The organism is Actinomyces sp. Z5 (assembly GCF_003287795.1).
In the GTDB taxonomy this organism is placed as follows: domain Bacteria; phylum Actinomycetota; class Actinomycetes; order Actinomycetales; family Actinomycetaceae; genus Actinomyces; species Actinomyces glycerinitolerans.
The window spans coordinates 55368-65896 of record NZ_QMIN01000009.1 but is presented as its reverse complement, the minus strand read 5'-3'; the positions used below and the strand labels follow the sequence as shown (position 1 = coordinate 65896).

The following is a 10529-nucleotide window of genomic DNA, read 5'->3' as shown; positions in this document are numbered from 1 at the left end:
AGAATCTCACTACTTCTGACACTCCCAGATGTCATGAGATCCAACAGTCCCAGAAGTCATGAGACAACACAGGCCGTTCTCCGGCTCCTCGATTGCGACGAGGCTCGGGCCGGAATCCAGCACCGCGAGAGCGGCGAGTGCGATGAGACGCAGGGTGCCGTCGGAGAGGCTGCGCGCGGACAGCTCGGGCCCGTCCCCGATCCTGGCGCGCAGCTCCAGGTAGTCGCCGTTGGGGACCACTCGCAGCGTGCGCATCTCAAGGAACGGGGCCAGAGCATCGATGATGTCCTCGTAGACCTGGTCGCCGTCCCGAGCGGCACGTCGGTAGAGAGTCGAGGCTAAGTGCTCTCCCGACGCCGTGATGTCCGCCTCCTCATCGCGGTCATCCGCGCGCCGCAGTGCGGAGGGCTCAAGGGACAGGAAGCGCCACGAGCGCATCTGCGCAGCGACGGCGGCGACGGCTCGTGAGGAGCCCGCACCGGCCGGATGGCCGAGCAGGGTACTTACACTGTCTTCGACCGAAAGCAGCGGCAGAGCTTGCTGGCCATATCCTGGTGGAGGCTCAACATCATCGCGGCCAACAAAGACAACGTCAAAAGAGTCGTCATTTGACGCATCATCGCTATCCAATGACTCTTCGCTCGTCCAGATGTGCGTCCCGCGAGTGTCGGAGACGAGGTGCTCCCGAACCAACGTGAGGTCGGTGTCGCCATCGCGTTCATTGACGCGGAACTCGACCTCGTAGCGAAACCTCTCCGTACGCGTGGGGGCCACTGGCAGCCCCGACCGAGGATCGCGCAGCGCCATCTGCCAGGGCGGCGTCACGTCGACGTCGGCCGTGACCTCCGCGGCGAGCCGGACCGTGTGTCCGTCGGCGAGCGACTCGGGCGGGAAGAGCACGCGCAGCGGCGTCTTCTGGCCGCCATCGGAACGCAGTCGCCGGAATGCCTCGCGGTACGGGTACTGCACGAGGAGGCTGAGCAGCTCGATCGCGTCGAACAGGTTCGACTTCCCAACGCCATTCGGCCCGGCGATCACCGTCATCGGGCCGAAGTCAACGGCGACGTCCCGGAGGTTCTTGAACCCCGAGACCTCGATCCTGGTCAGCACGGCCTCGACTCCTTCCCGCAGCGTTTGCACAAGTCCCCGACCAGGCTAACAGCCGTGCCGCTCCAACACTGGCAAGAGCCGGGCACCTCCGCGCCGGCTCAGTCCGCGGCCGCTGCGGAGCCGCCCAGATAGGCCTGCACGGTGCTGCGGGGAACCGGCCGCATGCCCTGGCCGCCCCAGCCCCGGGCACGCCAGGTGCCGGCCAGCGGGTGGAAGTCCACCGCCTCGCCGCGCGTGCCGTCCCCACTGCGCGTCTTGCGCCCGACGGCGCACAGCACTTCGGCGTCCTCGGCGCACTGGAACAGGTTGGGCGAGTGCGTGTTGACGACGACCTGTCGCAGGTGCTGGGAGGCCGGCGCCGACAGGCCGTGCAGCAGCCGGTACAGCTCCGGGAGCTTGGCGGGGTGAATCCCGTTCTCGGGCTCCTCCAGGCACAGCATCCCCGAGTAGTCCTCCGCCACCCCGATCGCGGCCAGCGTGAGCAGGCGCAGCGTCCCGTCCGACAGCGCCCGCGCCGGCAGTTCCGGGGCGTCCCCGACCTGGGCCCGCAGCTCCAGGGCCTGACGCACCGGGTCCTCCGTGATCGTCAGACTGCGCACGTCGACCAACGGGGAGACGGCGTCGCACACGCGGTGCAGCACCGCACCGTCACGCCCGGCGGCCAGGTTCTGCCGGTAAAGCGCCGCCGGCACATGCGCCCCGGAAGCGGAAATGGTGCTCCGCTCCATTAAATCATCGGGGGCACGCATGGCGCAGGGCTCCAGGGCCAAGAATCTCCACGACGACATTTCTGTGCGCGCCGCCAGAATAGTCGGGTATTCGGCACTGGCGACGGCGGAAAGCACGGTGCGCTGGGCACCATCGGCGAGCACCCGCCGCGGCCTGCCGTTGGCTTCCCGGTGAACAATCACCGCACCTTGACCGTGAGAAGCCTGATAGTCGAGGAAACGGCCCTCCGAATCTGAGGGCCCGCAGGCGATGAACCGCCGACACGCCTCCGCCTCCGGGAAACGCAGGCCGCCGGCGGCATCGTCCAGTGCGCGCAGTTGCTCCCGCGCCAACCGCAGACGCAGACCTCCCGGGACGGTCGGATCCTGCTGCACGGCAACCTCCACCTCGTAGCGCACGTAACCGCACGACGGCGCCACCGTCTGCCCGAATTCATCCTCCGCCCGCGGCGGCAGGATCATCTCCGCGGCGAATCCCAAGTTGGCAGCGCCGTCCAGCACGCCGGCGGACAGCAGGGAGGCGACGTCGAGATGCTGCTGAGCGGTCGGGCGCACCTGGAGGCAGGCGTCGTGGAATGAGTTGGAGCTGAGCAGGGACAGGAACTCGATGGCATTGAACAGGTTGGATTTTCCCACCGCGTTGGGGCCGGCGATGCAGGTGAATGGCCCGAAGTCCACCCTCACGTCAACGAGGTTCTTGAATCCCGTTACCTCAAAACGAGTAAGCACACCTCTGCCCCCCTCGCCTCCCGTCGATACGCCTCTCAGTTTATCCTCAGGTAAGTACCAATACACGAGAAAGCGCCAACGTGCTCAAAACGCGACATTGACCGCGTTCTGTAACGATTAAATCCGGAAAATGCGTGGGGGCGACGGACCGAAGCCCGCCACCCCCACCGGGATGTATTAGCACCGCAAAATCCGTAATAAACGGTCGAGCACTATGCCCGCACATTCTCTTCCGGAAGGATGCGGCCTACCACCGGGTCAGCGCGCGGCCGAGCCCTCGGTGTAGTCTTTGTCGCGATCGGCGCGCCAGGCGAACATGGAGCGCACCTCACGGCCAACGGCCTCGATCGGATGGGCCTCGCCCTCGGCGCGCAGCCGCTTGAACTCCGGGGCGCCGGCCGCCTGGTCGTCCATGAAGCGCTTGGCGAAGGAACCGTCCTGGATGTCCGCGAGGACCTCCTTCATGTGCTCCTTGACGTCGGGGGTGATCACACGCGGACCGGAGACGTAGTCGCCGTACTCGGCGGTGTCGGAGCAGGACCAGCGCTGCTTGGAGATGCCACCCTCGTTGATCAGGTCGACGATGAGCTTGAGCTCGTGGCAGACCTCGAAGTAGGCCATCTCGGGCTGGTAACCGGCCTCGACCAGCGTCTCGAAGCCGTACTCGATCAGCTTGGAGACACCACCGCACAGGACGGTCTGCTCACCGAACAGGTCCGTCTCGGTCTCCTCGCGGAAGGTGGTCTTGATGGCGCCGGCGCGGGTGCCGCCGATCGCCTTGGCGTAGGAGAGCACCAGCGGCCAGGCCTGGCCGGAGGCGTCCTGCTCCACGCAGACCAGCACGGGCACGCCCCGGCCGGCCTCGAACTCGCGGCGCACGGTGTGGCCGGGCCCCTTGGGGGCGACCATCACCACGTCGATGTCCTTGGCGGGGGTGATGTAGCCGAAGTGGATGTTGAAGCCGTGGGAGAACAGCAGGGCGGAGCCGGACTTGAGGTTGGGCTCGATCTCCTGCTTGTACAGCTCGGCCTGCACCTGGTCGGGGGCCAGCACGACGGTGACGTCGGCCCAGGCGACGGCCTCGGCGATCGGCTTGACGGTCAGCCCGGCCTCCTGCGCCTTGGCGACGGAGCTGGACCCCTCGCGCAGGCCGACGACGACCTCCACGCCGGAGTCGCGCAGGTTCAGCGCGTGGGCGTGGCCCTGCGAGCCGTAGCCGATGACGGCCACCTTCTTGGACTGGATGACCGACAGGTCGGCGGCGTCGTCGTAGAACTTCTCAGCTGCCATGGTGAGTTCTCACTTCTCCTTGAGTTGATCGGTGATGGAACGGGGACCGCGCGAAATCGCGACCGCACCGGATTGGACGATCTCCTTGACCCCGTGGGGGGCCAGGGCGTCCAGAAGGGCCTTGACCTTGGACTCCGAGCCTACGGACTCGATGACGACCGAGGTCGGGGACACGTCCACGACGTGCGCCCGGAACAGGTCGACGATCTGGAGTACGGCGGTCCGGTTGGAGTCGTCGGCACGGACCTTAATGAGGTACAGCTCGCGGCCCACCGAGGTGTCCGGATCCAGTTCGACGATCTTGATGACGTTGACCAGCTTGTTCAGCTGCTTGGTCACCTGTTCCATGGCGGGCCCCTCGGCGTCGGCGATCACCGTGATGCGCGAGACGTCCTCGTGCTCGGTGGGGCCGACAGCCAGGGAATGGATGTTGAAGCCGCGGCGGGTGAACAGGGCCGACACGCGTGTGAGCACGCCGGGCTTGTTCTCCACCAGGACGGACAGCGTGTGCTTCTCACTCATGGTCTCAGTCCTCCTCCCACGCCGGGCTCATGCCCCGCGCGTGCTGGATCTCGTCGTTGGACACGCCCGCGGCGACCATGGGCCACACCTGGGCATCGGCGGACACGATGAAGTCGATGACGACGGGCCGGTCGTTGATGGCGTTTGCCTGCGCAATGACGTCGTCAACGTCCTCAAGCCGCTCGCAGCGCAGTCCGACCGCTCCGTAGGCCTCGGCCAGCTTGGCGAAGTCGGGGATGCGCTCGGTGCCGGCACCGGTGTGCAGGTCGGTGTTGGAGTATCGCTCCCCGTAGAACAGGGTCTGCCACTGACGCACCATCCCCAGGGAGGAGTTGTTGATGATGGCGACCTTGATGGGGATGTTGTTCAGCGAGCAGGTGGCAAGCTCCTGATTGGTCATCTGGAAGCAGCCGTCGCCGTCGATCAGCCAGACCGGCCGGTCCGGGCAGGCCTCCTTCGCGCCCATGGCCGCCGGAATGCCGTAGCCCATGGTGCCGGCGCCGGCGGAGGTGAGCCAGGAGCGGGGCTGGTTGAAGTGCAGATAGTGGGCCGCCCACATCTGGTGCTGGCCGACGCCGGTCACCCAGATGGTGTCCTCGGGCGCCGCCTTGTCCAGGTGGGTGATGACCTCCTGGGGCTGGAGCAGGCCGTCGTCGGTGTCGGTCCAGTCGGTGGGGTAGGTGGCTCGGATGTGAGCGACCTCGGTGAGCCACTGGTCGATCTCGGTGCGCGGCTCGGCCGCGAACTGTTCGCGGCAGGCCGCGGTCAGGGCCGGCACCACGTCCTTCAGGTCGCCCACGATGGGGATGTCGGCGGTGCGGATCTTGGAGATCTCGGCGGGGTCGATGTCCACGTGGATGACGGCGGCGTGGCGGGCGAAGGTGTCCGGCTTGCCGGTGACGCGGTCGTCGAAGCGGGCCCCCAGCGTGATGATCAGGTCGGCGCGCTGCAGGGCGCCGACGGCGGCGACGGTGCCGTGCATACCGGGCATGCCCAGGTTAAGCGGGTGGTCGGTGGGCAGCACGTCCAGGGCGGTCAGCGTCGTCGTGAAGGGGGCGCCGACCAGCTGGACCAGCTCGTTCAGCTGCTCGACCGGCACGCCGGCGCGGCTCAGGCCGCCGCCGAGGTAGAAGACGGGGCGCTCGGCAGAGGCGATGGCCTCGGCGGCCTGGGCGATGCGCCGCTGGTTGGGCTTGCCGGGCAGGCTGTAACCGGGCAGGTCCATGCGCGGCGGCCAGTGGAACTCGGTCTCGCCGACCTGGGCGTCCTTGGTGAAGTCGATGAGCACCGGGCCGGGGCGGCCGGTGGAGGCCAGGTGGAAGGCCTCGGCGACGCGGCTGGGGACCTCGTCGGGGGAGGTGACCAGGAAGGAGTGCTTGACGAACGGCATGGTGGAGCCGACGATGTCCGCCTCCTGGAAGGCGTCGGTACCGATCGCGGTGGAGCCGACCTGGCCGGTGATGGCGACCATGGGCACGGAGTCCATGTGGGCGTCGCCGATGGCGGTGACCAGGTTGGTGGCGCCGGGGCCGGAGGTGGCCACGCATACGCCGACCCTCCCGGTGGCCATGGCGTAGCCCTCGGCGGCGTGACCAGCGCCCTGCTCGTGTCGTACCAGCACGTGGCGGATCTTCTCGCTGGCCAGCAGCGGATCGTAGAAGGGCAGGATCGCGCCGCCGGGCATGCCGAAGATGTCGGTAACGCCGATCTCCTCCAGGGAACGCACGAGCGCCTGGGCACCTGTCATCTGTTGGTTCTGGTCCGGGGAACCACTGTCACGAACCATCGTCCGCCCTCCTATCCGTGAGCTCAGCGTGCTTGAGTTACTTGCCTGGTCGGCCGGGGCCGACTCAGGTGGAACCGTATGATGCCGCGCGCCGCAACGTCGATTTCACCGTCCGTTGTCTCACATATTGGAATCACGGACCGCGGATGTGGGCTCGCAGACTGCCGGGCGACGACGGGGCAGCGGGCAGCCGGCGGTGGGGCAGCTGCCGCATATTGCTGCATTCAGCCACATATGTCAGACGTCTCGCGTCGGCGCGGTCTTTGGTCCGCCCGATGAGCTAAAGCGGGATGCCAGAATACTGCCGTTAAACACGCAGCTATGCGGCCACGGTGTGGGCAACGCCGTCGGCCCGTGCAAGAGGAAGGCGGCATCAGCACGTGGTCACCGGACTACTCAATGCCTTGGCCGAGAACCCGGTTCTGGTCCTATTCCTGCTTATCGGCATCGGCATGCTGGTCGGACGCATCAGGGTCGGCGGCGTCAGCCTGGGGGCGGCGGCCGTCCTCTTCGCCGGGATCGTCCTGGCCGCCTGGGGCACCGCCGAGGGCATCACCATTGAGGTGCCCGCCCAGATCGGCACGCTTGGGCTGGCGATCTTCACCTTCGCGATCGGCATCCAGTCCGGGCCGAACTTCTTCCACGTGCTGCGCACGGCCGCCGGGCCGCTGGCCATCATGCTGGTGGTGCTGGTGGTCGGCGCCGGGGCCGGCCTGGCCGTGGGCCGAGCCCTGGGAATGAACTCCGCCATGATCGCCGGCGCCTTCGCCGGTGCGCTGACCAACACGCCCGCCCTGGCCGCCGCCGGCGGGGCCGCCACCGCGGCCGGCAACGCCGACGGCATGGCGATCGCCACGGTCGGCTACGCCGTCGCCTACCTGTACGGCGTCATCGGCATGCTGTTCTTCTGCCTGCTCGCGCTGCGCTACCGCCGCTCCGACAAGGACGCCCCCTCCCCCCTGATCAACCGCACGGTGCGCGTGGAGCGCGACGACGCCCCACAGCTGGGTGACATTGCCGAACGCGTGAGCGGGGAGATGAAGTTCTCCCGCCTGCGCCGCGGCGAGACCGGCCCCATCACCCGGCCGACCCCCACCGACCGGATCTACAAGGACGACCTGATCACCGTCGTCGGCACACAGGACGCCGTCAACCAGGTCATCGCGGAAATCGGCCACTCCTCCTCCCACTCCCTGATCGAGGACCGCCGCTACCTCGACTTCCGCCGTATTACCGTCTCCGACCCGAAGCTTGCCGGGCACGCCCTGAGCGACCTCGACATCGACCACAAGTTCGGCGCCACCATCTCCCGCGTGCGCCGCGGCGACGTGGACATGGTGGGCACCCCCGACCTGGTGCTCCAGCAGGGCGACCGCGTGCGCGTCGTAGCGCCGACCGGCCGCATGGCCGAGCTGTCCAAGTTCTTCGGCGACTCCGCCCACGGCCTTTCCTCCATCAACCCGGTGGCGATGGGGCTGGGCATGGCCGTCGGCATCATCATCGGTGAGTGGGCGATCCCGCTACCGGGCGGCTCCACCTTCTCCATCGGCTCCGCCGCGGGCACGCTCATCATCGGCCTGATCTTCGGCCGCATCGGCCGCATCAAGAGCTTCGTCACGGCCATGCCGTTCACGGCGACGGCGGTGCTCTCCGAGCTGGGCCTGTTGATCTTCCTGGCGCAGGCCGGTACGCGCGCAGGCGGCCAGATCGCCAATGCCTTCACCGGCGGCGACTGGTGGAAGATCCTGATCACCGGCTTCGTGATCACCACGATCGTGGGCTTCGGAATGTACGCGTCCATGCGCTGGATCGTGAAGATGGGCGGTACGCGCCTGTCCGGCCTGCTCGGCGGCCTGCAGACGCAGCCCGCGGTGCTGGCCTTCGCCAACGAGCGCACCGGCTCCGACCCGCGCGTGGCGCTCGGCTACGCGATGGTCTATCCGGTGGCCATGATCGTGAAGATCTTCATCGCCCAGTTCCTGGGCGGGCTGTGAGCCGAGCCGAAGGCGGCCTGTGAGCCGACGCTGCACCTACCGCGGTTCAACGCCGCGGCGCAGCAGGCCCACGATGTGCCCGTCGGTCAACGCCTCCCAAGAGGCCTCGACCACGTCCGTGCCCACGCCGACGGTTGACCAGGTCTCCTCCCCATCGGTGATGTCGATGAGCACGCGCACCACCGAGCGGGTACCGCGCTCGGTGTCCAGGATGCGCACCTTGTAGTCGGTCAGCTCGAAGTCGGCGGTCTCGGGGTAGACCTGCTCCAGTGCCGCGCACAGCGCGTGGTCCAGGGCGTTGACGGGCCCGTTGCCCTCCCCCAGGACCGCGAAGCGCCGCCCGCCGGCCCACAGGCGCACGGTGGCCTCGGTCTCGGTGACCGTGTCGCCCTCGGTGGACAGCAGCCGCTGCCCGGGCAGGGGGCGGGCCTGGATGGAGGCGCGCCAGGACTCCACCCGGAAGTACTCCGGCAGGTCGCCGCGGGCGGTGCGCAGCAGCAGTTCGAAGGAGCCGTCGGCGGCGTCGTAGGTGTAGCCGGCGGCCTCGCGCGCCTTGACGGTCTCTGTCACCCGGGTGAGCAGTTCCCGGTCGCCGGCGGTGTCGATGCCGAACTCGCGGGCCTTGAGTTCGATCGAGGCGCGCCCGGCCATCTCCGAGACCAGCATGGTCATGGTGTTGCCCACGCGCTCGGGATCAATGTGCTGGTACAGGTTCGGATCCACACGGATCGCGGAGGCGTGCAGCCCGGCCTTGTGGGCGAAGGCCTTCGTGCCCACATACGGCAGGCGGCTCGACGGCGGCCGGTTGACGATCTCACCGACGTGCCGGGAGACGGCGGACAGTTCGGCCAGGCGGCGGGCGCGCTCGGCGGGGTCGCCGGGCAGTACCGCAAAGTCGGTCTTCAGCTCCAGATCGGCGATGAGAGTGAGCAGGTTGGCGTTGCCGGTGCGCTCGCCCAGCCCGTTCACGCAGCCCTGCACCTGGCGGGCGCCGGCCTCGACGGCGGCCAGCGCTCCGGCGACGGCCACGCCGGCGTCGTCGTGGGTGTGGATACCGATGGTGCAGTCGGCGTACCCGGCCCGGCGCAGTGCCGCCCGCAGGCGGATCACCCGCTCGCCGACGCGATTGGGCAGGGTGCCACCGTTGGTGTCGCAGGGGATGACGGCGGTGGCGCCGGAGCGCGCCGCGGCGAGGGCGACGGCGATCGGGTAGGGCAGTTCCGGGTCGCCGACGACGCCCGTGGCCTCGCCGCCCACGGCACCTTCCGCCGGACCGGTCGCGGAGGACGCGGCGGTGGAACCGGCCGCGCCCGCCTCGGCGTGGTCGATGCCGTCGAAGAAGTGCTCCAGATCGACCATGACCTCGCGGCCGGCCGCGGCCAGGACCGTGACCGTGTCCCGCACCATGCGCAGGTTCTCCCCCAGGCTGGTGCGCAGGGCCCGCTCGACGTGCACCGGATCGGACTTGGCGACCACCGTGACCACGGGCGCGCCGGAGTCCAACAGGGCCTGCACCTGCGGGTCGTCGGCCGCGGAGACGCCCGCCTTGCAGGTGGAGCCGAAGGCGACCAGCCGGGCGTTCTGCAACTCCAGTTCGGTGCGGGCGCGGGCGAAGAACTCGGTGTCCTTGGGGATGGCGCCGGGCCAGCCGGCTTCGATGTATGCCACCCCGAGGTTGTCCAGCAGCCGGGCGACGGCCAGCTTGTCGGCGACGGTGAAGGCGATGGACTGCTGCTGGGCCCCGTCGCGCAGGGTGGTGTCATAGGCGGCGACGTTGAGCGTGCCTGCGGGCATATGTGGTCCCCTTCCGCGGTGGCTGTTCACCGGAGAGTCTGTCACATTCCGACACGTTGTCTGCTCCCGCGACCGCCGCGCTCTGAGAGGGTGCTCACCCGCGGGCGTCAATCCGTGGCATGCCCGGTGCGAGCCCGGTAACGTCTACGCGTTGCACGTTCCACGCCGGGAAGTTGTTCTCGTCCGCCCGTACACGAGACCGTTTACCGGCACGTGCTTGTGCTGCTACACGCTGGCGGCGCCGGAACTCCTTGACCCCGGTGATTCCGCCGTGGCGGGCGTGCCACAGCGTCTTGCGAGCCGTACTAACCAAGTCGCTCATGCGCGTCCTTCGCATCCACGAGTGCCGCGGCCGGCGGGGCACTGGCCTGCGGGTTGCGTACAGCCTAGACGATTAGCCGCCGGCCGCCCCACGCCTGCCGCAACCCGCACCTCACCGGGCCTTCGGCCGCGGAGCAGGCCGCGGGTCACAGAGCACGCAAGGCCACCTTAGAAAACTCTCATCGTTGTCTCACCGTCGCCTTCTGGGCGGGCGGGAGTCTTCTTTATGAAGTCGCCACCGGGCGACCGGAAGGA

The 10529-nt window shown here is 68.4% G+C and carries 8 protein-coding genes; 1 reads left to right on the top strand and 7 read right to left on the bottom strand.

What is annotated here, in order from left to right; genetic code table 11:
- Positions 1–9 precede the first annotated feature (9 nt).
- The 5 genes from DRB06_RS00905 to DRB06_RS00885 all read right to left on the bottom strand — a co-directional run bounded on the left by DRB06_RS00905 (position 10) and on the right by DRB06_RS00885 (position 6165).
- Complete coding sequence (locus DRB06_RS00905) at positions 10–1110, bottom strand: AAA family ATPase (RefSeq protein WP_181575147.1); 1101 nt, start codon at positions 1108–1110, stop codon at positions 10–12.
- 98 nt (positions 1111–1208) lie between these two features.
- Positions 1209–2567 carry an AAA family ATPase gene (locus DRB06_RS00900; RefSeq protein WP_111818897.1) on the bottom strand — a complete coding sequence of 453 codons (1359 nt, stop codon included), beginning with the start codon at positions 2565–2567 and terminating at the stop codon, positions 1209–1211.
- A gap of 258 nt (positions 2568–2825) precedes the next feature.
- Positions 2826–3857: a ketol-acid reductoisomerase gene (gene ilvC / locus DRB06_RS00895; RefSeq protein WP_111818896.1), complete on the bottom strand. Its 1032-nt coding sequence runs from the start codon at positions 3855–3857 to the stop codon at positions 2826–2828.
- Between the two features lie 9 nt (positions 3858–3866).
- Positions 3867–4379 carry an acetolactate synthase small subunit gene (ilvN, locus tag DRB06_RS00890; RefSeq protein WP_108966541.1) on the bottom strand — a complete coding sequence of 171 codons (513 nt, stop codon included), beginning with the start codon at positions 4377–4379 and terminating at the stop codon, positions 3867–3869.
- A gap of 4 nt (positions 4380–4383) precedes the next feature.
- Positions 4384–6165 carry an acetolactate synthase large subunit gene (locus tag DRB06_RS00885; protein ID WP_108966539.1) on the bottom strand — a complete coding sequence of 594 codons (1782 nt, stop codon included), beginning with the start codon at positions 6163–6165 and terminating at the stop codon, positions 4384–4386.
- 380 nt (positions 6166–6545) lie between these two features.
- Here DRB06_RS00885 and DRB06_RS00880 point away from each other — a divergent pair, with 380 nt between their 5' ends.
- Positions 6546–8159, top strand: a complete 1614-nt coding sequence (locus tag DRB06_RS00880; protein WP_073327224.1) for an aspartate:alanine exchanger family transporter — start codon at positions 6546–6548, stop codon at positions 8157–8159.
- A gap of 36 nt (positions 8160–8195) precedes the next feature.
- Here the strand turns inward: DRB06_RS00880 and DRB06_RS00875 are convergent, their stop codons facing one another.
- Together DRB06_RS00875 and DRB06_RS15690 are read right to left on the bottom strand one after the other, a co-directional pair.
- Positions 8196–9953 (bottom strand): alpha-isopropylmalate synthase regulatory domain-containing protein, encoded by a 1758-nt coding sequence (locus tag DRB06_RS00875; RefSeq protein WP_111818895.1) that lies wholly within the window; start codon positions 9951–9953, stop codon positions 8196–8198.
- Positions 9954–10047: 94 nt separating this feature from the next.
- A complete protein-coding gene (locus DRB06_RS15690; RefSeq protein ID WP_146750763.1) occupies positions 10048–10275 on the bottom strand; it encodes a hypothetical protein in 228 nt (75 codons plus the stop codon).
- Positions 10276–10529: the final 254 nt, after the last annotated feature.

What these genes read in the sequence shown, in the direction of transcription:
- ilvC (WP_111818896.1), bottom strand. Translation starts at nt 3,857, where the DNA reads ATGGCAGCTGAGAAGTTCTACGACGACGCCGCCGACCTGTCGGTCATC.
- ilvN (WP_108966541.1), bottom strand. Translation starts at nt 4,379, where the DNA reads ATGAGTGAGAAGCACACGCTGTCCGTCCTGGTGGAGAACAAGCCCGGC.
- DRB06_RS00885 (WP_108966539.1), bottom strand. Translation starts at nt 6,165, where the DNA reads ATGGTTCGTGACAGTGGTTCCCCGGACCAGAACCAACAGATGACAGGT.
- DRB06_RS00875 (WP_111818895.1), bottom strand. Translation starts at nt 9,953, where the DNA reads ATGCCCGCAGGCACGCTCAACGTCGCCGCCTATGACACCACCCTGCGC.
- DRB06_RS15690 (WP_146750763.1), bottom strand. Translation starts at nt 10,275, where the DNA reads ATGAGCGACTTGGTTAGTACGGCTCGCAAGACGCTGTGGCACGCCCGC.